The organism is Spirulina subsalsa CS-330 (assembly GCF_028330765.1).
GTDB classification, from domain to species: domain Bacteria; phylum Cyanobacteriota; class Cyanobacteriia; order Cyanobacteriales; family Spirulinaceae; genus Spirulina; species Spirulina subsalsa_A.
Genome location: NZ_JAQMTY010000027.1, coordinates 27,707 through 48,425, shown reverse-complemented (window position 1 = coordinate 48,425; position 20,719 = coordinate 27,707). Strand labels below are relative to the sequence as shown.

Annotated in this window: 19 protein-coding genes, 1 tRNA gene and 1 riboswitch; of the genes, 10 read left to right on the top strand and 10 right to left on the bottom strand. The window is 53.8% G+C overall.

Annotation, left to right across the window (positions count from 1 at the left end; all coding sequences use genetic code 11):
- Positions 1 to 458: 458 nt before the first annotated feature.
- The 5 genes from PN477_RS02145 to PN477_RS02125 all read right to left on the bottom strand — a co-directional run bounded on the left by PN477_RS02145 (position 459) and on the right by PN477_RS02125 (position 2,852).
- Positions 459 to 530: transfer RNA gene (locus tag PN477_RS02145), tRNA-Gly, on the bottom strand.
- A 106-nt stretch (positions 531 to 636) separates the two neighbouring features.
- Positions 637 to 1,176, bottom strand: a complete 540-nt coding sequence (gene ribH / locus PN477_RS02140) for a 6,7-dimethyl-8-ribityllumazine synthase (RefSeq protein ID WP_272119788.1) — start codon at positions 1,174 to 1,176, stop codon at positions 637 to 639.
- 104 nt (positions 1,177 to 1,280) lie between these two features.
- The gene (psbZ, locus tag PN477_RS02135) at positions 1,281 to 1,469 is read right to left on the bottom strand and encodes a photosystem II reaction center protein PsbZ (protein WP_272119789.1); all 189 of its coding nucleotides are present in this window, start codon (positions 1,467 to 1,469) and stop codon (positions 1,281 to 1,283) included.
- Between the two features lie 517 nt (positions 1,470 to 1,986).
- Complete coding sequence (gene ispD / locus PN477_RS02130) at positions 1,987 to 2,670, bottom strand: 2-C-methyl-D-erythritol 4-phosphate cytidylyltransferase (RefSeq protein WP_272119791.1); 684 nt, start codon at positions 2,668 to 2,670, stop codon at positions 1,987 to 1,989.
- Positions 2,671 to 2,708: 38 nt separating this feature from the next.
- On the bottom strand, positions 2,709 to 2,852 hold the full coding sequence (locus PN477_RS02125; protein WP_272119793.1) for a hypothetical protein: 144 nt from the start codon (positions 2,850 to 2,852) through the stop codon (positions 2,709 to 2,711).
- 18 nt (positions 2,853 to 2,870) lie between these two features.
- Between PN477_RS02125 and PN477_RS02120 the strand changes: the two genes are divergently transcribed.
- From PN477_RS02120 to thiC, 7 genes are all read left to right on the top strand, one after another.
- The gene (locus tag PN477_RS02120; RefSeq protein ID WP_272119795.1) at positions 2,871 to 3,830 is read left to right on the top strand and encodes a glycosyltransferase family 9 protein; all 960 of its coding nucleotides are present in this window, start codon (positions 2,871 to 2,873) and stop codon (positions 3,828 to 3,830) included.
- The gene (locus PN477_RS02115; RefSeq protein ID WP_272119797.1) at positions 3,823 to 4,434 is read left to right on the top strand and encodes a D-glycero-alpha-D-manno-heptose-1,7-bisphosphate 7-phosphatase; all 612 of its coding nucleotides are present in this window, start codon (positions 3,823 to 3,825) and stop codon (positions 4,432 to 4,434) included. Before PN477_RS02120 ends, PN477_RS02115 begins: the two co-directional genes overlap by 8 nt.
- A 110-nt stretch (positions 4,435 to 4,544) precedes the next feature.
- Complete coding sequence (locus tag PN477_RS02110) at positions 4,545 to 6,557, top strand: PAS domain-containing hybrid sensor histidine kinase/response regulator (RefSeq protein ID WP_272119799.1); 2,013 nt, start codon at positions 4,545 to 4,547, stop codon at positions 6,555 to 6,557.
- Positions 6,558 to 6,672: 115 nt separating this feature from the next.
- Positions 6,673 to 7,737 (top strand): hybrid sensor histidine kinase/response regulator, encoded by a 1,065-nt coding sequence (locus tag PN477_RS02105; RefSeq protein WP_272119801.1) that lies wholly within the window; start codon positions 6,673 to 6,675, stop codon positions 7,735 to 7,737.
- Positions 7,738 to 7,746: 9 nt separating this feature from the next.
- The gene (locus tag PN477_RS02100) at positions 7,747 to 9,711 is read left to right on the top strand and encodes a pectinesterase (RefSeq protein WP_272119803.1); all 1,965 of its coding nucleotides are present in this window, start codon (positions 7,747 to 7,749) and stop codon (positions 9,709 to 9,711) included.
- Positions 9,712 to 9,818: 107 nt separating this feature from the next.
- Positions 9,819 to 9,941 carry a hypothetical protein gene (locus PN477_RS02095; RefSeq protein WP_272146936.1) on the top strand — a complete coding sequence of 41 codons (123 nt, stop codon included), beginning with the start codon at positions 9,819 to 9,821 and terminating at the stop codon, positions 9,939 to 9,941.
- 9 nt (positions 9,942 to 9,950) lie between these two features.
- Positions 9,951 to 10,047, top strand: a riboswitch (TPP riboswitch).
- Between the two features lie 7 nt (positions 10,048 to 10,054).
- Positions 10,055 to 11,440 (top strand): phosphomethylpyrimidine synthase, encoded by a 1,386-nt coding sequence (gene thiC, locus PN477_RS02090; RefSeq protein WP_272119808.1) that lies wholly within the window; start codon positions 10,055 to 10,057, stop codon positions 11,438 to 11,440.
- A 133-nt stretch (positions 11,441 to 11,573) separates the two neighbouring features.
- On the opposite strand, the gene PN477_RS02085 is transcribed toward thiC, so the two are convergent.
- Positions 11,574 to 12,281 (bottom strand): MBL fold metallo-hydrolase, encoded by a 708-nt coding sequence (locus PN477_RS02085; protein ID WP_272119810.1) that lies wholly within the window; start codon positions 12,279 to 12,281, stop codon positions 11,574 to 11,576.
- A 30-nt stretch (positions 12,282 to 12,311) separates the two neighbouring features.
- On the opposite strand from PN477_RS02085, the gene PN477_RS02080 reads away from it, so the two are divergent.
- The 3 genes from PN477_RS02080 to PN477_RS02070 all read left to right on the top strand — a co-directional run bounded on the left by PN477_RS02080 (position 12,312) and on the right by PN477_RS02070 (position 15,801).
- Entirely contained in the window at positions 12,312 to 13,799 is a 1,488-nt protein-coding gene (locus PN477_RS02080) for a site-2 protease family protein (RefSeq protein WP_272119811.1), read from the top strand.
- 184 nt (positions 13,800 to 13,983) lie between these two features.
- Complete coding sequence (locus tag PN477_RS02075; protein ID WP_417158732.1) at positions 13,984 to 14,244, top strand: glutaredoxin family protein; 261 nt, start codon at positions 13,984 to 13,986, stop codon at positions 14,242 to 14,244.
- A 75-nt stretch (positions 14,245 to 14,319) separates the two neighbouring features.
- Positions 14,320 to 15,801 carry a UDP-N-acetylmuramoyl-L-alanyl-D-glutamate--2,6-diaminopimelate ligase gene (locus PN477_RS02070; protein WP_272119815.1) on the top strand — a complete coding sequence of 494 codons (1,482 nt, stop codon included), beginning with the start codon at positions 14,320 to 14,322 and terminating at the stop codon, positions 15,799 to 15,801.
- A gap of 59 nt (positions 15,802 to 15,860) precedes the next feature.
- Here the strand turns inward: PN477_RS02070 and PN477_RS02065 are convergent, their stop codons facing one another.
- The 4 genes from PN477_RS02065 to pruA form a co-directional block, all read right to left on the bottom strand.
- Positions 15,861 to 16,256, bottom strand: a complete 396-nt coding sequence (locus tag PN477_RS02065; RefSeq protein ID WP_272119817.1) for a type II toxin-antitoxin system VapC family toxin — start codon at positions 16,254 to 16,256, stop codon at positions 15,861 to 15,863.
- A 10-nt stretch (positions 16,257 to 16,266) separates the two neighbouring features.
- A complete protein-coding gene (locus tag PN477_RS02060) occupies positions 16,267 to 16,560 on the bottom strand; it encodes a hypothetical protein (protein WP_272119819.1) in 294 nt (97 codons plus the stop codon).
- A gap of 124 nt (positions 16,561 to 16,684) precedes the next feature.
- Positions 16,685 to 17,419: a hypothetical protein gene (locus PN477_RS02055; protein WP_272119820.1), complete on the bottom strand. Its 735-nt coding sequence runs from the start codon at positions 17,417 to 17,419 to the stop codon at positions 16,685 to 16,687.
- A gap of 185 nt (positions 17,420 to 17,604) precedes the next feature.
- A complete protein-coding gene (gene pruA, locus PN477_RS02050) occupies positions 17,605 to 20,574 on the bottom strand; it encodes an L-glutamate gamma-semialdehyde dehydrogenase (RefSeq protein ID WP_272119822.1) in 2,970 nt (989 codons plus the stop codon).
- Positions 20,575 to 20,719: the final 145 nt, after the last annotated feature.

The window sequence follows — 20,719 nt, the reverse complement described above, 5'->3', positions numbered from 1 at the left end:
GGTATGCCCTACCCTATTCGCATTACTGCGAGTCCTTTTTTGAACTGAAACAATTTGTTTCAAAAACTGGTTGTCTAGCTCCCATGAATCTTTTACCCACTGCTGGGGAAAACTAGAACTGTGCAGCAGAACCGCATAGATTCAATTGTCAAGGTTCAGTGTTCTGCCGTTAGACAACTAGGTTTTTAGACAGGTTGTTTACCTTTTCCTGTTCCTGAAAACAGTAGCAGATGTAGGTATCAATAGACAACCCACCAAAAGCCGTCCTAGAAAAACGGGGTCTTAGACCCCGTTTTTCGATAACGATCTTGATTCATACGACCTAGCCAATTTCCCCCAGTTCCTTCACTGTACTGTCTTCCGTGGGAAATAACGTCCGCAGTCCCCCTGAACCTGAATGCGACTGCGATCGCATCATACTAAAAAAGAGAGCCTCGTTAGCTCTCCTTTTGATCTTAAGCGGGTAACGCGATTCGAACGCGCGACATTCACCTTGGCAAGGTGACGCTCTACCACTGAGCTATACCCGCAATTTATTTAATTCAGACTTTTACCAGTATGGAAAAAATCGGAGCGAATGTCAAGATAGAAACTCAAAAAAGTTGATAACCCTCAACCCATCAGCCCCCCACAGACCTAAACCACATCCGTCGCCGCCACTGGCAACGCCGTCGGCAACTCAAACCCCGCGCCATTCTGCTGAATTTGACGCATCAAACTTGCCATCTCCAGCGCACTCATCGCGTAGTTCCAGCCTAAATTACTCTTAATCCCAGCCCGTTCCAACGCTTGGGGCATCGTATCCGTCGTGAGAATGCCAAAAATAACCGGCACACCCGTTTGAAAACTAGCCGCCGCGATCCCCTTCGCCGCTTCCCCCGCCACATAGTCAAAATGCGGCGTATCGCCCCGAATCACCGCCCCCAGGCAAATCACCGCATGGTAACGCCGCGACGCTGCCACCTGACGCGCCACCATCGCAATCTCAAAACTCCCCGGCACCCAAAAATAATCCGTTTCTGAGCCGTGGGGATTCGCATCAACGCCGTGACGCTGAAGACAGTCTTGGCAACCGGCCAGCAGTTTACTGGTCACCATATCGTTAAAGCGACCAATCACGATCGCAATGCGGAGCGAACCCGGCTCCGTTGTAAAGTTGCCTTCAAATACAGCCATGAACTTTGAGTAAAGGAACAGTAAATAGAGATGACAGAGCAGGAAGAAATGAACGATCAGGCATCACCTCTTCCTGCTGCGGGGCAATCAATCGGGGGAATCAACTACACCACAAAAAAGTTAAGAACACCCACGACAACCACCAAGATCAGCCACAGACCGGAACTGAGATAGATCAACTGTTTGGATTGATCCCAGTTTTGGGGGGTGGCATAGGCGACGGGAACGCCGACAACCATCAGGAAAGACAGAGCGACTAAGGCGAGTAAGGCAAATTGGAACAGGATAGCCATGAGTTGAGATCTCCCAGTACAGCAATGGATTGAGGTTAAGAATGCCGGTGACGTTTTCCCTGTTGCATAACATGGAATTTTGGGTTTAAGCGGTGATGCCGGACGGGACTCGGCCAGGGTTCACCTCACCCAATGGGCTACGTCTTGCCCATGGATCGCGCTCCCACTTCAAAGATTGGAATCGATCAGGGGGTTAAGCCCCTTGTTGCTCAGGGTTGAGCGTTCCGCAAGGAAATGAGATTGCGATGTCCTGATGATCAAAAAATAATATCAGTCTTTTTTTTGTGACAGGTGCATTAAAAAAGTCCTGTTTAGTACGCTATCAAATCGTGACCATTCTGGGAAGGGGTTAAGGGGCGCAGGGGAGACGCGGGGCGGCCTTGGCTGGGCTTCCTTCTCTAGGCAAGGGGTGGTCGAAATCGTTAGGACAGGCAAGGGGCTTAAGCCCCTTGTTTCGAGACATACCCTTGTCCTAATCTCTTCGACTAGTGCGATCAGCGGCGGGGGAAATGGGGGGTTAGGACTGCCGGTGTTGGAGGATGAATTCGGCGATCGCTAAGTCCATCGGGGTAGTGATTTTGAGGTTACTTTCTTCCCCTGGCACGATTTGCACGGGTAGATCGCATTGTTCAAACAGAGCCGCATCATCGGTGACTTCCCAGCCGAGGGATTTGCCGCGATCGTGGCAGGCTTTGAGGGTGGCGACGGCGAAGCCTTGGGGGGTTTGGGCCGCCCAGAGGGTGCTGCGGTCGGGGGTGTGGGTGACCTGCTGGGTAGCGTTGACGATTTTGATCGTGTCTTTGACGGGGATGGCGGCGATCAGACCGGGGCAGGTGCGCAGGGCGATCGCACAGCGATCGAACAAGGCCGGCGTAGCCAAACACCGCGCCCCATCGTGAATCAAGACCCATTGCGCCGATGCTGGCAAGGCTTGGAGGCCGTTGTAGACCGAGGCTTGGCGGGTGTCGCCGCCTTCGATCAGGTGGACGGGCTTGGTGAGGTAGAGATCCGCGAGGATTTGCTCAAAGGCGGGGAAGTCGTGGGGCTGGCCAATCAAGCCGATCCAGGTGATTTGTTCAGATTGTTCGACGGCTTGGAGAGTCCAGGCGAGAAGGGGTTTTTGGGACAGGGTGAGGAGGAGTTTATTGCGATCGCCCCCCATTCGCTTACCCAAGCCAGCAGCCGGAATCAAAAGATGCATAGGGTGTTTCCACAGGTCTGAATGCGTCTAAGAGTCTATCATTTTGCGTTCAATTCCTGGCGATCGCGCCTCGCCAGGAAGTCAGGACGGCCAATGACACCGATATTAAGACTAATATCAATGAGGATGGGCGGTTCGCGTTGAATGGGGACATTTTTGGTTAAAATTGAACTCGATCCCATACGCGCGGTTTAGTGGAGATGCGAATATTAGCCCTCGTTCCTGGTGGAATTGGCGACCAAATCCTGTTTTTTCCCACCTTGGCGACCCTCAAGCAAGCCTACCCCAACGCGGAGATCGATGTGTTGGTAGAGCCTCGCTCCAAATCAGCCTATCGGGTCTGTCCCTCGGTGCATGATGTCTTGCTGTTTGACTACAAAGACCGGAATGGCCTAGCAGACTACCTCAATTTGCTCGGAATTATCCGCGATCGCGAATACGATGCCGCCCTAGCCCTCGGCCAACGGCTTGCGGTGGGCGTGTTGCTCTGGCTCAACGGCATCCCGAAACGGGTCGGCTACCACAGTGACAAATCGTGGTTTCTCACCGATACCGTTCCCCTCAAACCGGAGCAATACGCGGCCTTGATGTATCACGACCTCGTCCAAGGGTTCGGCCTCCAAAGCCCCTGTCCGCCCCTGAGCGTCGCTGTGCCCAAAACTGATATTGACTGGGCCGAAGCAGAGCAACAGCGCCTCGACCTTAAAGACAGTGGCTACATCATGATCCACGGTGGATCGAGCCAATTAGCCCTCACCAAAGGCATTAACAAAATTTATCCGGTGCAGCAGTGGCTCAACGTCGTCCAAGACATCCAAGCCAAACAGCCCAATGTGCCGATCGTCCTGCTCCAAGGCCCCGATGATGGGCAATGGGTTCAGGACATGATTCAAGGGACGGGGGATCTGCGGGTGACCACACCGCCGGACATCGGGAAACTCGCGGCGATGATTGCTGGGGCGAACCTGATGCTCTGTACCGATAGTGCGCCGATGCACCTTTCGGTGGCGGTGGGAACCTATACGATCGCCCTCTTTGGGCCCACGGACGCGGCGAAACTCCTGCCGCAAAGTGACCAAGCGATCGCGATTCAATCCCCCAGTGATGCGATCGCCGACATCGCCCCCGTCACCATTTTGGAGACCCTGTGGAGTGCCTAAGCCAGCGGTATTTCTCGATCGTGACGGCGTGCTCAACATCGAGCGGGGCTACCTCCATCGCGTCGAGGATCTAGACCTCATCCCCGGCGTGGCCCAAGCCGTGCGCCAACTCAACACCGCCGGGATCTTCTGCTGTCTCGTCTCCAACCAAGCCGGCCCCGCCCGCGACTACTACCCCATCGCCCACATCGAAGCCCTCCACGATCGCCTCGTTACCCTGCTCCAAACCGAAGCCAACGCCCACCTCGACGCGCTCTACTACTGCCCCTACCTCAGCCCCCCCGCCGGGGGAGTCAACCCAGAGTTTGCCTATTGGGGGACGTGGCGCAAACCCAACACCGGGATGCTCGTCGCGGCGGCGTGGGATCATGACCTGGATCTTGCCGGGAGTTTCATGGTGGGCGACAAAGCCACGGATATCGACTTGGCCCGGAATGCCGGCGTTCACGGTATTCTCGTGCAAACGGGTTACGGCACGCAGGTTTTGTCCGGAACCTATCAACACCACGCCCAACCGGACTATCTGGCCCAGGATTTACCCGACGCGGTGCAGTGGTTGCTGCCGCGCTTTAGCCATACCACGGCCGAAAGTATCTCTATCTAGAGAATGAGACGGGCGGAGCCTAACGACTTTCCCCAGAGAGATGTCATGGTTTGCCTAAAACCGCTAGGGTATGGGAACCAGATTTCACCCGAAACGCCTTGTCAACTCTTATGTCTCCGTCTCTCTGTTTGACCTCAGTGGAGCAACTGCTCCGCACTCTGCCTCATTTACTGTGGTTGGCCGATGCACAGGGAATGGTGACGGCCTGCAATCCGCAATGGACAGACTACACGGGCCAACATGAAGCGGATTTGCTCACAGAACCCTGGTGGCAGGGAGTGCATCCCCAAGACTGCGATCGCGCCCGCACCGCTTGGCATCACGCCCTCAACACCCAAACCCCCCACCAGAGCCAACTCCGGCTGCGCCACCACACCAGCCACCAGTACATCACCACCCTCTGGCACGCCGCCCCCCTCTACAACGATCAACAGATCCTCACCGGCTGGCTCAGTACCTTTACCCCTGTGCCTCGGATCACCCAACTGGAAACCCGGCTGCGAGCCGTCGAGGAACGCTACCAACTCCTCACCGATCGCTCCAGCGACCTGATCACCAGCTACACCCCCACAGGTCAATACCTCTACGCCTCCCCCGCCAGCCTCACCCTCCTCGGCTATGAACCCGCTGAACTCGTGGGCCAATCCATTTACGACTTCTTCCACCCCGAAGACCTCGACACCCTCCACACCACCTACAGCGACACCCTCCCCCAAACCTCCACCTACACCTACCGCATCCGCCGCAAAGACAACACCTACATCTGGTTTGAAACCACCAACCAGGTGATTCTGACCCCCGACGGGGCAACAATCCGCGAGGTGATCGCCATTTCGCGAGACATCACCGAACGGAAACAGACCGAACTCGAAATCCTGCGCGTCAACCAGGAACTAGAATCACGGGTCAATGAGCGCAATGTCCAACTCGACACGATTAACCGCCTGTATCATTCGGTGTTGACCAGTATTGAAGAGGTGATTTTCCAAACCGATACAACCGGGCGGTGGATTTTCCTCAGTTCGCCCTGGAAAGCAATCACCGGCTACACCGTCGAGGAAACCCTCAACAGTTCATTTCTCGACTATGTTTTTACCCAAGAGGATCGCGATCGCCTCACGGATTTATTTCAATCCCTCCTCGTGCGAGAGCGCGAATCCTTTGCATACGAGTTTCGTTTTCCGACGAAAAACCGAAATTTTCGCTGGCTGGAATTATATGCTCAACTGCACCAAGACAGTGCCGGGCATATCCTCGGAACCTGTGGCGCGATTAACGATGTCACGCCCCGAAAACAGGCCGAAGCGGTGCTCAAATCGAGGGCCGATCAGCTCAACCAGCAGCGGGAGCAGATCGAGCAACAAAACCAAGCACTCATGCAAGCCTCACAGTTAAAATCCCAATTTCTAGCCACGATGTCCCATGAATTGCGGACTCCGATGAACGCGATTATGGGCTTCTCTCAAATGCTGATGTTGCAGCAATACGGCCCTCTATCGCCGCGTCAGGTGGATATGGTGGAACGGATTTTCAACAATAGCCAAAACCTGTTAACCCTCCTCAATGAGGTGTTAGATTTCTCGAAAATTGAAGCGGGGTACTGGGATGTAAATTTCCAGGCCTTTGATAGTGAGCGATTACTCAAAGGGACGGTGGACGAGTTGCGATCGCTCGCCCAGAAAAAAAACCTCCCCCTTCACGTCAACATCACCACCCAAACCCCCCAGATCGTCAGCGATCAAAATTGTCTGCGGCGACTGGTGATTAACCTCGTCTCCAACGCGATTAAATTCACCGATCACGGCCAGGTTACCGTTACACTGCGGGATAAAACCCCCAGTATTCTCCAAATCGAAGTCCAAGATACCGGCATCGGCATCGCAGCGGCGGATCATGAGGTGATTTTTGAAGCCTTCCGCCAAGTGGATCAAACCTTAACCCGCAAGCATCCCGGCACTGGCTTAGGGTTAGCAATTGTGAAGTCGCTGGTGCAAATGATGCACGGCACGATTACAATTGCCAGTCAACCGGGAGAAGGGTCTACCTTTACGGTGGATTTACCCCGCGATCGCCCTGATCCCCCGGTTGAATCTCTCACCGCTTGGAGTGAATCCGAACTCTAGTCTTGTCATCATTGCCGATCCCTTGATGTTGACCATTCACACAAATCTTGCAATGAGCGTTTGTCGTTTTCACCCTCTGTCATCTATCCCCATCACTCCCAACCCTTGAAAATCAATGACTGAAAAACATTACATCCTAGCGGTGGACGACGCACCGGATAACTTATTTCTGGTGCAGCTAGCCCTTGAAAAAGAGGGTCATGATGTGATGTTAGTAGACAATGGCCCCACCGCTTTAGCTCAGATTGAAAAAGACCCCCCGGATCTGATTTTGCTTGATGTAATGATGCCGGAAATGGACGGCTACGAGGTAACGCGGCGGATTCGTACCCATCCCCAATTGCCCTATATTCCCATCTTGCTGATCACGGCCCACGAACACCCCAGCCTCGTCCAGGGCCTCGATGTGGGAGCCGATGAATTCATCCGCAAACCGGTGAAGATCGAAGAACTTCAGGCGCGGGTGCGATCGCTCCTCCGACTCAAACAAAGCATTGAACAGCGCGAAAGTTTTGTCCATTGTTTAACCCATGATCTGCGCACCCCCCTCGTGGCTGCTGATCGAATGTTAGACCTGCTGCGCAAGGAAACCTTTGGCCCCGTCACCCCCAAAATGGATGAGGCCATGACAACGATTATGAGTAGCAATCAACATCTACTCCGCCTCCTGAATAATCTCCTTGAAGCTTACAGCTATGAAGTCGGCCGAAAAATTATCAGTTTTATTCAGTTTAATCTGCGTGAATTGATTGAAGAAGTGGTGCGCGAATTGCGACCCCTCGCCGAAGAAAAGGTGCTGAATTTAAGCGTGAATTGGCAGGCGGATAGTGAAGAGATTATCGGCGATCGCCTCGAACTGAAGCGGGTATTTACCAACCTGATCGGCAACGGGATTAAATTTACGGATCATGGTGGCGTGACCGTGTGGGTGCATTCGAGTAGCAGCGTCCCGAATCATGTGGTGGTGGAGATCGCCGATACAGGCATCGGGATTCCGCCAGCGGATCAACAGCGCATTTTTGACCCCTTCCGCCAAGGCAAGCATAAGCGTTCCGGCCATGGCTTGGGGCTGTACCTCTGTCGCCAAATCGTCGCCACCCATAACGGCGCGATCGCCATTCAATCCACCATCGGCCAGGGAACCACCTTCCAAATTGAACTCCCCATCCGTCCCCGCTAGTCAAAATCCATGGGACAGACCACCGAAGCAAGGGCGAGGCTCGCCCGGATTAAACAATGGGTGCTGGGGCTGTGTTGGGGGCTGCTGCTCTGGTGGGCAATGAGCGGCCCGGCGGCGGCGGAACGTCTCCCGGTTACGCCGGAACGATTGGCCGATCGCCTCGCCCATAGCCAAGTCATCGATGGCCAAGAATGGATTGATCTGACGCAATTGGTGATTGATCTGACGACGGAAGAGGAGCGATCGCAATTTTTCACCCCCCTCGCCCCCAAACTCACCCGCCGCCCGCATCCCGTCGTCCTCGATCTTAGCCATTCCGTCGTCTATGGTGATTGGTCAGCCGCCCCGTTAGGCACAAGGGTCAAACTCGCGCCCGAAGCCCTCCGCGGTCAATTGACCCCCCCGGAGCAGGAACGGCTATTTCCCGCCCTCGACTCTGACACGACGATTACCGAATCCTTTGCCGCCCTGCCCTACCGCACCCTGATCCGGGTGGGTTTGCACCTCACCGCTACGGAGTTTCGCGGCAGGGTGGACTTTGCCGATGCGATTTTTTTGCGGCCCTTCAACGCCCACGGCACGATTTTTAAACAGGGGGGCGATTGGTCGCGCACGGTGTGGGGCGATCGCGCTGACTTTGAAGCGGCTCAGTTTCAAGAAATGGCGACCTTTGAGGCCGCCTGGTTCCTCGCACCAGTCCTGATCCAAAATGCGGCGATCGCAGCGGGAAACTTCAACGCAGTGCAGTTTGAAAATACCGCCCAATTTAGCAAAACCACCTTCAACGGCCTAACCAATTGGCTCGGCTCGCGCTGGCAGCAGGGGGGCGATCTCAGTCAAACCCGTTGGCGCGATCGCGCTTTACTTAATAAAAGTCTCTTTGCCGATACCTTGGACTGTTCCGATGCCACCTTTGAGAAAATTGTCACGTTTCGCGGCAGTCAATTCGACGGCGGCTTAAACGCCAAAGATGTGAAATTACTCGACATCATGAATCTGAGCAATACCCAATTTACCCACGATACTAATATCCAATTAGATGGTCTGGTGTTAGATAGTGAAAACGCCAAAATTCTCGGTGATAAAGGTGAAATTGGCTCCATGATTCGGGTCTCCAGCTTACCCGGTAATGAAGCCCTGTTACTCGGCTTAATTCGCAGTTTTCGCCGCCTCGAACAGATCCCCGATGCCAATCAATTAGATGTGATGCGATCGCGCCTTCACATCCAGCAAATCCTCACTGAACTCAACGCCAAACCCTGGTATCAACTGCCCCGCCACTGGTTCAAACTGATGACCGCCGCCGGTCTCAGTGTGTTGCTGCTATTGAGTAATTACGGCACGGATGTGGGGTTAATTTTTGCCCTCGGTTTGCTCACCTGCGCCTACTTTGCGATCGCAATGTGGATCGTCGATCGCGTCCGGCGACAGAGTCCCACCCCCCTCTTACCCAACCGTTGGGAAGCCCTCTGGATGGGGAGTAGCTTCACGATCATTACAGCCCTCAGCTTCCTGATTCTTTGGCATCGAGCCGCGCAACCCCTCTTCACCCTCCTGTGCCTCAGTGTCTTCTTAATTCCTATTCCCATTGCGTTGATTATCCCCCTTTATCAACGCGGTCGGTATCACAACGCCCTCGACCAAACCTATCTCGTCGAAGATGGAAGTTTGCGCCAATTGCAACTTTTAATTATCCGTTTACCCATCATCCCCCGGTTTCCATTTTTTCGCGATCGCTACCAGCCCATTTTGTGCGATCGTCGCTGGGGTTGGCTCAATTATTATGATTTTAGTTTGAATAATATTCTTAAATTTGGCTTCAATGATATTCGATTGCGCGATCATGATTTACCCGGCTTAGTCTCCGCCTTAGTGTGGTATCAATGGAGTCTCGGATTAGTGTATGTTGTCCTGCTGTTATGGACATTATCCCGCACCATTCCCGGTCTCAATGTTTTCCTCTATTTGGGATAGTTAGTCCGTTCATTCTAGGGATTGCCCTTTCATATAATTCAACGTTTCTTCATCTTCGCGTTACAAACTGTTGGGAAATGTTAAACACAACAGTCCCTCCCGCTCTCATGGGCGGTGGAGCGAGCGATCGCCCGCCCCATCTCTCCCCCAACCTCACCAACCCCCCTCAAAATTCCCCGATTCATTCCCTCGCACCAGGGGCGATCGCGCCATCACCCGAACCCCCGTGATAAGATCATTCATCAAGCTAGGGGTGCTTCCCAACATGAAGCTGAGAGAGACCCTTAGAACCTGAGACTGGTTAGCACCAGCGGAGGGAAGCTGTAATTTTGAGGAACCAAATATGCGTACAGAATGGGTTGCCAAACGCCTAGGCCAAGCCAACGTTTCCCAGATGCACTATGCCCGCCAAGGCATGATCACGGAAGAGATGGCCTTTGTGGCTAAGCGCGAAAACCTACCAGCGGAACTGATCCGGGATGAAGTCGCACGGGGTCGTCTGATCATCCCCGCGAATATCAATCACCCGAATCTCGAACCGATGGGAATTGGGATCGCCACCAAATGCAAAGTTAATGCCAATATCGGCGCATCCCCCAACACCTCCAACCTGGATGATGAAGTGGCGAAGCTTCATCTTGCGGTGAAATACGGCGCGGATACGGTGATGGATTTATCGACCGGCGGCGGCGATCTAGATACGATTCGCACGGCGATCATTAATGCATCCCCTGTCCCCATCGGGACAGTGCCGATCTATCAAGCCCTCGAAAGCGTCCACGGCAATATTGAAAACCTCACCCCGGAAGACTTTCTCCACATCATCGAGAAGCACGCCCAGCAAGGCGTAGACTACATGACGATCCACGCGGGGATCTTGATTGAGCATCTGCCGTTGGTGCGCAATCGGGTGACGGGGATTGTGTCGCGGGGCGGTGGGATTATCGCCCGTTGGATGCTCCACCACCATAAGCAAAATCCGCTCTATACCCACTTTGACGACATCATTGAAATTTTCAAACGTTATGATGTGTCGTTTAGTTTGGGGGATTCTTTGCGTCCTGGCTGTACCCATGATGCGTCCGATGAGGCGCAGTTGGCCGAACTGAAAACCCTGGGGCAATTGACCCGCCGGGCGTGGGAGCATGATGTGCAGGTGATGGTGGAAGGCCCGGGCCATGTGCCGATGGATCAAATCGAGTTCAACGTGAAGAAGCAGATGGAGGAGTGCAGCGAAGCACCGTTCTATGTGCTGGGGCCGTTGGTGACGGATATTGCGCCGGGGTATGACCATATTACGAGTGCGATCGGGGCAGCGATGGCGGGCTGGTATGGGACGGCGATGCTTTGTTATGTCACGCCCAAAGAGCATTTGGGTTTACCGGATGCGGAGGATGTGCGTAATGGGCTGATTGCCTATAAGATTGCGGCCCATGCGGCGGATATTGCGCGGCATCGTCCGGGGGCGCGCGATCGCGATGATGAACTCTCGGCGGCGCGGTATAACTTCGATTGGAATAAACAATTTGAGCTATCCCTCGACCCGGAACGCGCCCGCGAATACCACGATGAAACTCTCCCCGCTGACATCTACAAAACGGCTGAATTCTGCTCGATGTGTGGGCCGAAGTTCTGCCCGATGCAAACGAAGGTGGATGCCGATGCCTTGACGGAATTGGAAAAATTCCTCGCGGCGGAAGAGGCGAACAAAGAACTGGCGGTGAAGTAGGGGCGATCGCTCAAGGCCTAACCCTAGGCCTTGAAACCCCAGACCCCTTACAGGACTTGAGGATAGGGCGACCCCCTATCCTTTTTTGTGCCCGGTGTGTTTTGAGGGGTTGTGTGGCTCAATGGCGTGGCGGCTATGGCGCGATCGCCACCTGTCGCCGTAGATCATCCAAATCCAGGGCGGCCAAATGGGGGTAGGCATTGGCAACGATGCCCGCCTCGCCGAGATAGCGGGTATTTGCGCCGGGACAGAGATAGTGCAGGGTTTCCGGGGTGAAGCGATCGCGCAACTTCGCCACGCTGGCCAACTGACGGAACCAGTGAAAGGTTTTCGGACGGCGCAGGGGTGCGATCGCATCCGTTGCCACCGGCAGGAGATGCCGCCCCGTGAACAACACCCCGCCGTACTGCTCAAAATAAAGACAACTGGAACCGGGGGAATAGCCCGGTGTCCAGATGGCGAGCAGATCCGGAGAGAGGCGATAATTATCCTGAAACGGTGTCACCGATCGCTCCGGAATCAGATAGGCCTCCTGTTCTTGGATGACCACAGAACAGTGAAACCGTTGCTGGATATGACCGAGGGAGGGCGCGATCGCATCTCGATGGGTCACGAACAGCGCCGCCACCCCACCCCGCGCCGTTAAAAACTGTTCGAGTTCCTCCGTCCACAGGGGGCAGTCTACAATAATATTCTGGCCGCTATTTTCTACAATGAAATAGGCCGCACTCCCCACAGTCTTGGGATCAACCGGTAGGGTAAAGATATCCGGTAACACCGCGTTCGGTGTCAGCGATTTCACCGGGGGATCAGGATTGTGGTGTCCCGACAACGGTTGCATAGACTCTCCTAGTAATGATTTAGATACTGTATGGAAATTGTGGAAGTACTTCTGCTCCTTGTGTTGGGCATTATTAGTTACCTTATCGTGAAGCGCACCGTCGTGCAGCTTACGAATACCCCCGTTTGGCTGCTGTGGGCGACCTTGATGGCTCCGCCCGTCTGTCTCTCCCTGTGGATGGTGATTATGGGAGACGATGAGCCGTTGCCCTTAGCGGTGGCACTGCTGCCCTTTGTGGTCTGTACGATTCTCTATTGGTGGTTGATTCAGCGGGGTCGGAAAGTTCTCCCCAACCCGGCCAATCAGGACGGCAATAACCCTGACACCGCCTCACCCTTGGCGAAGCTCGCCGAGATCAAAGACCCCAACCCCTTAACCGCCGAAGAAGAAAAGAATTTGCGCACCTGTTTCCCCTGGGGAGTGTACTATCTCCAAGCGGTGGACTATCGCCCCCAAGCGATTCTCTGTCGGGGCCGATTGACGACAAATCCAGAAAAAGCCTATCGGACGGTGCGGGATAATGTGGAATCGACCTTTGGCGATCGCTTTCTCCTCGTCTTCCAAGAAGGCCAACCCAATAAACCCTTCTTCGCCCTCGTCCCCAACCCCTGGAACAAAACCCAAACCCAACGCCACACCGAACCCCTAAAACGGCCGTTCCTGGCCGCTGCGCTGCTGTTGATTACCCTGTTCACCACCACCGTTGTGGGTATGGACTTCGCCAACATCAGCCCCGAACAATTCCAAGCCGATCCCAGCCTGCTGCTCCAAGGCCTCGCCTACAGTGTGCCGTTACTGTTGATCCTGTCGGTGCATGAGTTCAGCCACTACGCCGCCTCGATGTATTATCACGTCCGGACGACGCTGCCCTATTTCATCCCGATGCCCTTTTTCCTGGGCACATTTGGGGCCTTTATTCAGACGCGATCGCCCATGCCCCACCGTCGCGCCCTCTTTGATATCGCCTTTGCGGGGCCCATCGGCGGCTTCATCATCGCCCTACCCCTGCTGATCTGGGGGCTGCATCTCTCCACCCCCGTCCCCCTCGAAGACACCTCCAGCCTGCTCAACTTCAAATCCCTCGATCCGCGCTTCTCGTTCTTCCTCGGTGTCTTGAGCCGATTGACCCTCGGCAGCCAATTCACCCCAGAGATGGCGATCCAACTCCATCCCATCGCCGTCGCCGGTTATCTTGGCGTGATCATTACCGCCTTGAATCTGATGCCCGTGGGCCAACTCGACGGCGGCCACATTGTTCATGCCATGTTCGGCCAACGAATGGCCATGGGCATCGGCCAAGTGGCGCGGTTGATCATGTTGGTGTTGGGATTTGTGCGCTCGGAATTCATCATCTGGGCCGTGTTCTTGCTGTTCATGCCCAACATGGACGAGCCAGCCCTCAACGATGTCACAGAGTTAAACCAAGTCCGCGATGGTTTGGGGCTAGCCTCGCTGACGTTGTTGGTGTTAATCCTGCTGCCGTTGCCCGCGATCGTGGCCCAATGGTTACAGATTTAGCCGATCACCGAGCGCGATCGCACCACAACACACCTCAATCTTCCAAGGTTTCCGGGGTGGGTATTGCCTACCCTCTGAGACGAGACACACAAAACCTCACCCTAACACCATCATGTTTTCACGCTGGGCAGACCGTGGGCAAAACGATCGCACCCCAAAGGATTCTCATTCTCTCTCCGTTCCTCTGCACCTGATTCTCTATGGCAAGCCGGGCTGTCATCTCTGCGAGGGTCTTCAGGAAAAGCTCGAACAGATCGACGCTTTTACGGTGGAATTGGAGGTGCGGGACATCACCACGAACCCCGATTGGTTTGCTCAGTATGAATACACCATTCCCGTCTTGACCTATCGCCAGGGTGACCAGGAAATCGAAATTCCGCGCCTTTCGCCCCGTGCATCGGTGCAACAGGTGGCGCAAACCCTCCAAAAGTCGGTAAAACTATAAAAAAATCTTTAAAAACTGGGATGGCTCGGTTTTAGAGACGTTGCGATCGCTAATTACCCGTGAGGAATGCCGCCAATGAAATTACGTGAATTGCTCAGTCAAGTGCCGGGGTTGGATCTGCCCAACCATGCCGCCCTCGCTCAAGAGGTGAAAGGACTTTCCACCAATTCCCACGCTTGCCAGGCGGGGGATTTATTTATTGGGATGCCGGGGACGCGAGTGGATGGGGGCGAGTTTTGGAGTGGCGCGATCGCATCAGGCGCGATCGCTGCGATCGTCACGCCCGAAGCGGCGGCCAAATGTCCCCCCCAAGCCGGGGAATGCGTGATTCCCGTTGCGAATCTGGTGCATCAATGCGCCACGGTGGCGGCGGTCTTTTATGACAAACCGGCGACTCAAATGGCGATCGTCGGCGTGACCGGAACCAACGGCAAAACCACCACCACCCACCTGATCGAATATTTCCTCAACCCTGCCCCCACGGCGTTAATCGGCACGCTCTACGTCCGTTGGCCCGGCTACGAACAAACCGCCCTCAACACCACCCCCTTCGCCGTCGGTCTCCAAGCCCAACTCGCCCAAGCACGGGACGCGGGCAGCCAATACGGCGTGATGGAAGTCAGTTCCCACGGTCTCCATCAGGGCCGGGTGAAGGGCTGTCCCTTTCGGGTGGCGGTGTTTACGAACCTGACCCAGGATCATTTGGACTATCACGGCACGATGGAAGACTATTTCCAGGCCAAGGCGTTGCTGTTTAATGAGGAATATTTGCAGGGGCGGGCGATCGTCAATGCGGATGATCCCTACGGGCAGCGATTGCTAGAACAGTTGGGCGAGAAAGCCTGGAGCTACAGCGTCAGCGATGCCACGGCGGATCTGTGGTTGAGTGATTTGGACTATGGCGCGACGGGGGTAACGGGGACGATCCACACGCCCCAGGGTGCGGCGCAATTCCAATCGCCGCTGGTGGGTCAGTTTAATCTGGCGAACCTGTTGGCAGCGACGGGGGCGGCGTTGGAGTTAGGTATATCGTTGGAGCAAATTATGGCACGGTTGCCGGAGTTTATGGGGGTTCCGGGTCGGATGGAGCGGGTGCAGATCAGCCCCAATCAGGATATTACGGTGATTGTGGACTATGCCCACACCCCCGATAGTTTGGAGAATTTGTTAAAAGCGGCGCGGCCCTTTATTCCGGGGCGGTCGATTTGTGTGTTCGGTTGTGGGGGCGATCGCGATCGCACCAAACGGCCCCTGATGGGTAAAATCGCCGCCGACCTCTCGGATCTCGCCGTCGTCACCTCGGACAATCCCCGCACCGAAGACCCGGAGCAGATCTTAAAAGATGTGGTGGCTGGGATTCCCGCCGAGGTGAAGCCGATTGTGGAGGGCGATCGCGCTGCTGCCATTCGTCAAGCGATCCTCACCGCTCAACCCGGTGATGGGGTCTTAATCGCCGGAAAAGGTCACGAAGACTATCAAATCCTCGGCACGGAAAAAATCCATTTCGACGATCGCGAACAGGCCCGCGCCGCCCTCAGCGATCGCGCCAAAATATAGGATCATGGGGGCGATCGTATCACTTGAAAAACGATCACCCCCCTCAACCCTCCTCAGGGTCAGGGTTGAATCAATCGTAAACGCGGAATATCCAGAAAATCCTTTGTGTTATGCGTAATGAGCGGTAAGTCATGGCGCAACGCCGTTGCTGCAATCCAAGCATCTTGAGGAGAAATCGGCCGTCCTACATTCTGGCGATCGCTACGAACCTGCGCCCATTCCCGGCATAACAACTGATCAACAGGAATAACAAGGTAATTCGATAAATATTGCTCTAGCTGTCTCGTACGGCGATCGCCCCATTGACGAAACATAGCCCATTGAAAAAGTTCAGCAACTGTCATAAAGGATAGTGACAATTCCTGACCCATTAAAAGCGGTAGATAGGGATCGGCGTAGTCACTGCCTTTAAAAAGAAAGGAAGCGATATCCGTATCAATGAGGAGAAGAGCCATGAGGATTGATTTAATTTATGTCTTGGCGTTGTTGCTGTAAAAACGTCAGAAAATCCTCAATGGTGTCTTCTGGCGGCCAAAAATCAGCAGTAAAGTCTTGGACATGATTGAACGTTTTGCAAGGCTGAGTTTTACGAAGCTCATCTAGAGAACTTCCTTGCCAAAATTGAACACTGAGAGCATTCAAGTCTGTGGCAAGTTCTGGGCTTGAAATATTCTGCGTCAAAATCTGGAGTAACTGTAACCGTTCTGTGGCTGAAAGGGGTTGTATGGCTGCAAGAGCAGCTTCAAGTTGTGGGGTCATTATCTCTCTCCATTTGTGAATTTTGTACTCCGGTAAGGTGGGCAATGCCCACCTTACTACTCTTGTTGTAGTAATAAAAAACAAGATTTTTAATTGATTGAATTCAGGAAAGTCGAACTAAAAATCAACTTATCCATTGATCTATGAACTTTCCAACAAGATATTTAAGATAGTCTGTACTGGGTTCCCCAGGAACAAGAAAGAAAATTGTTTCAATTTGATTCCATATGCCAAGAACATCTTCAATAGATGGTTGTAGTGCTTTTGGACTACTGATACGATAGTGAACCGAATTATTTCGCATGGAAACCAATTGTTTAATGCGATCAATTTTAATTTTTTCTTCTAAAATTTCTTCTTTAAAACAAAAAAGAAGTTTAGGCATAATTTCAGAGCGATCTATGTAGTTGTAATGAGCATCAGAAAGCTTATTCGTTTCTTTAAGAAAAAAAAGATAGCGGTTCAAGACAGACTCTAAACAAACAGTTAGATTTATGGCATAACGAACAATGTCTACTGTGGATGTCAATCGTGCTTTTTTTGATAACTTTTGACCTGACTCGATAGCGAGTTCTAGTGACGAGTCCCATGCTCTTACTAATTCCTCTGTCGTCACCGAATCTAGTACGTTTTCTATGATTTCGTCTTTATTTTTTAGCCAAAGTAACAGGTCTTCTGGTGCTTCTGGAGAATTCCATAGAGGATCAGGTTCTATTGATGAGAGCTTTTTACTGAACAGATCACCAGCGACTTCATACTGTGCAGCTTCATGAATATATAAGAATGAATCATAAAGAAGATGATTGGCAACCATTTCTGCAACACCAAAATCTTCGACCGTATTTTTTTTGCGAGACATTTCAAAAGTATTTCAAGAATTGAGCGTCGGGTGGGATATACCCACCCTTCCATTATCACGTACACAAAACCCAGTTTGTAAATCTTTAAAATAGCGGAGACTGAGCGGAGTCGAAGTCAGAGCGGCCGGGTTTCGACTCCGCTCAACCCTCCACTGTGGGAGGGGTAGCGCGGATCTGGTGTTGCCTATTCTGCGCCTTCGATGGGGGCGAAGCCTTGGCGTTGGATGTTTTCGGTGATCGTGCGGGGTTCGAGGAACTGGAGGAGGTAATCCGGGCCGCCTGCCTTCGAGCCGACCCCCGACAGCTTGAAGCCGCCGAAGGGTTGCCGCGCCACGATCGCACCCGTGATATTGCGGTTAATGTACAGATTCCCCACCTCGAACGACTGACGCGCCGCCTCAATGTGGGACGGCGTGCGGGAATAGATCCCACCCGTGAGGGCGAAATTCGTGTTGTTCGCCACCGTCAGCGCCTCGTCAAAACTGTTCACCGGAATCACCGCCAACACAGGGCCGAAAATTTCCTCCTGGGCAATGACCGCATCCGGAGCCACCCCCTTGAAAATCGTCGGCGGGACGAAATAGCCCGGCTCCGGTTTTGGCCCTTGGAAGGCAATTTCCGCGCCCTGTTTGCCCGTTTCGATGTAGCCCAAAATCCGCGCTTGGGCCTTGTCATCCACCACCGGGCCGACGGTGGTACTGGGGTCGATCGCTGGGCCCACATTGAGAGACTTCGCCGCCTCCACCAGCCGCTCTAAAAAGGCTTCATACACTGGAGCCAGCACGATCGCACGCGAACAAGCCGAACATTTTTGCCCCGTATAGCCAAAGGCTGACGAGACCACCCCCGCCACAGCTTGATCGAGGTCGGCACTTTCATCAATGATGATCGCGTTTTTGCCGCCCATCTCTGCAATCACCCGCTTCAGGTGTTTTTGACCGGGTTGCAGTTTCGCGGCTTCGGCGTAGATGTGACAGCCCACCTCTTGGGAGCCGGTGAAGGCGATCAGGTGGACATCGGGGTGCGCCACCATGTGATTGCCGACGCTGGAACCGGGGCCGGGCACGTATTGGAAGACCCCCGCCGGAACGCCCGCTTCGATCAGCACTTCGCTAATTTTGGCGGCGATCACGGAAGAAGGAGCGGCGGGTTTAAGCAGGGTGCAGTTACCAGCAACCAGGGCGGCGACGGTCATGCCAGTGGCGATCGCCATCGGGAAATTCCAGGGCGAAATCACCAAGGCAATCCCACGGGGTTGGTAGTGATAGCGGTTCGTTTCCCCCGCCAAATCGTAGCTAAAGCCCTGATCGAGCCGCTCCATCTCATCGGCGTAGAAGCGGCAAAAATCGATCGCTTCGGACACTTCCGCATCGGCTTGGGGCAGGATTTTACCCACTTCCAGGCAGATCCACCCGGAAAGCTCATGGCGACGACGCTCCATAATCTCGGCAGCTTTACGCAGCACGCCCGCCCGTTCCCGCACCGGCGTATCGCGCCATTGGGGAAAGGCCGCTTTGGCGGCGGCCAGGGCTGCATCGGCTTGCGCCATGGAAATTTGCCCCACTTTCCCCACCAATTCGCTGGGGTTGGAGGGGTTCACCGAATTGAGATAGGTGTCGGTTTGCACATAGTTGCCGTTGATGTAGGGCTGAATGCGCTGGCCGAGTTGCTCGCGGACTTGGGCGAGGGCGGTTTTCGCGGCGGTGCGTAAGTCTGCGTTGGCGTAGTCGGTGTCGGGGGCGTTGGGATAGGCGGCTTTGGCGATCATGGGGCGATCGCTCTCTACTTTCGGCGGCGCGATCAACGCCTCCACGGGGTAATCTTCCGAATTCAGCCGCAGGAAGGAGGTATTCGCCGTATTTTCGAGCAGACGGCGGATTAAATAGGACATTCCCGGCAGCAGTTCCCCATAGGGCGCATAGACCCGCACCCGATGCCCCCGCTTCACCAAGGCTTTGGCCAGTTGGTCGCCCATGCCGTAGAGTACCTGCATTTCAAAGCGGCGGCGGGGAATCTTTAGGGTTTCCGCGATCGCCATTGCCCGCGCTTGGGTGCGCACATTATGGGAACCGATCGCGGCGTAGAGATAGTCGTGATTTTCCAGCAAGATTTGCATCAAGCTTTCATAGTTGCGATCAGTTTCGGCTTTTTGATTAAACACGGGTTGCGGCCAATCATTTTGCACCGCGATGATCGTTTCTTGATCCCAATAGGCTCCTTTCACGAGGCGAATCGTGATCGGGTTGCCCCGTGTTTTCGCCCAGTCTACTAAACCTTTTAAATCCCGTTCGGAATCCCGGAGATACCCCTGAATCGTCATACCGAGATCAGTGCGATCGCGGAATTCATCCTCCATCAACAACGCTTTTAAAATCGCCAAAGTCATGTCCTTATAGCGATATTGTTCCATATCAAAGTGAATCGCCGCGCCCACCTCTTTCGCCTTGCGCAACAGGGTACGAATGCGATCGCACACCTTCGCCTGACTCCCTTCCGGATCAAGGGGGTCAAACTGCGAATAAAACGCCGTGAGTTTAACGGAAACCTGCACTTTCGGCAGCGTTTCCCCATCAGCTTCGTCAATTTGGGGAATGGTTGACCATTTTTGCGCGGCTTTGCTCAGTTCCGTAATTAGCTCTAAATACCGATTTAAATAGAGTTCCGCTTCCGCTTCGGTGATCACGGCTTCACCGAGTAAATCCAGGGTAAAGGCGAGTTTATCTTTACGAAGTTTTTCGATCGTTTTAATCGTTTTCGGAATCGTTTCCCCGGCGATATATTTGTAGGCCAGGGTTTTCACCGATTGCTCGACGGTGGTTGCTGCTAATTGAGCGGGGGGCGAATCGGCTTCAGCAAAGTTAATCAACTTCTTGAGCATGTCGGGGAGTTCGACATCCTCATGGCTCATGTATTCCTGAAAATGGCGGGCAATTTCCGGCTTACTTTTCAGCGCGGGCAAGCAATCAATAAAGCTGAACAATTGATAGCGCAAACTCGGATTTGACATCGTCCAATCGAGCATTTTATCGTCCAAGCGCATTTGATCGCGCATTTGGGCAAAGAGCGATCGCTTCTCACGAGTAGCCGCAATTAATTCGCGGGCAATCTCTAGGGTTTTGGGTTCATATTGGGTTTGCGGAACATCTAAAACCATCGCAATGAATGACTCCTAATTGTGTACAGAATAAAAAGGGCTATGGGTAACGGGTCTAAAACAGAGGAAGAGATCTGAGGATTCACAGACAGATCGAAGCGGCACTGGCTTCGCTCGTCAGAGCATGGGGTGCGCAATCTGGAGA

Coding starts and splice junctions, on each gene's coding strand:
- pruA (WP_272119822.1), bottom strand. CDS start 20,574: ATGGTTTTAGATGTTCCGCAAACCCAATATGAACCCAAAACCCTAGAG.
- thiC (WP_272119808.1), top strand. CDS start 10,055: ATGCGTACAGAATGGGTTGCCAAACGCCTAGGCCAAGCCAACGTTTCC.
- PN477_RS02120 (WP_272119795.1), top strand. CDS start 2,871: ATGCGAATATTAGCCCTCGTTCCTGGTGGAATTGGCGACCAAATCCTG.
- PN477_RS02110 (WP_272119799.1), top strand. CDS start 4,545: ATGTCTCCGTCTCTCTGTTTGACCTCAGTGGAGCAACTGCTCCGCACT.
- PN477_RS02055 (WP_272119820.1), bottom strand. CDS start 17,419: ATGTCTCGCAAAAAAAATACGGTCGAAGATTTTGGTGTTGCAGAAATG.
- PN477_RS02070 (WP_272119815.1), top strand. CDS start 14,320: ATGAAATTACGTGAATTGCTCAGTCAAGTGCCGGGGTTGGATCTGCCC.
- PN477_RS02065 (WP_272119817.1), bottom strand. CDS start 16,256: ATGGCTCTTCTCCTCATTGATACGGATATCGCTTCCTTTCTTTTTAAA.
- ispD (WP_272119791.1), bottom strand. CDS start 2,670: ATGCATCTTTTGATTCCGGCTGCTGGCTTGGGTAAGCGAATGGGGGGC.
- psbZ (WP_272119789.1), bottom strand. CDS start 1,469: ATGGCTATCCTGTTCCAATTTGCCTTACTCGCCTTAGTCGCTCTGTCT.
- PN477_RS02085 (WP_272119810.1), bottom strand. CDS start 12,281: ATGCAACCGTTGTCGGGACACCACAATCCTGATCCCCCGGTGAAATCG.
- PN477_RS02060 (WP_272119819.1), bottom strand. CDS start 16,560: ATGACCCCACAACTTGAAGCTGCTCTTGCAGCCATACAACCCCTTTCA.
- ribH (WP_272119788.1), bottom strand. CDS start 1,176: ATGGCTGTATTTGAAGGCAACTTTACAACGGAGCCGGGTTCGCTCCGC.
- PN477_RS02100 (WP_272119803.1), top strand. CDS start 7,747: ATGGGACAGACCACCGAAGCAAGGGCGAGGCTCGCCCGGATTAAACAA.
- PN477_RS02125 (WP_272119793.1), bottom strand. CDS start 2,852: ATGGGATCGAGTTCAATTTTAACCAAAAATGTCCCCATTCAACGCGAA.
- PN477_RS02105 (WP_272119801.1), top strand. CDS start 6,673: ATGACTGAAAAACATTACATCCTAGCGGTGGACGACGCACCGGATAAC.
- PN477_RS02095 (WP_272146936.1), top strand. CDS start 9,819: ATGGGCGGTGGAGCGAGCGATCGCCCGCCCCATCTCTCCCCCAACCTC.
- PN477_RS02080 (WP_272119811.1), top strand. CDS start 12,312: ATGGAAATTGTGGAAGTACTTCTGCTCCTTGTGTTGGGCATTATTAGT.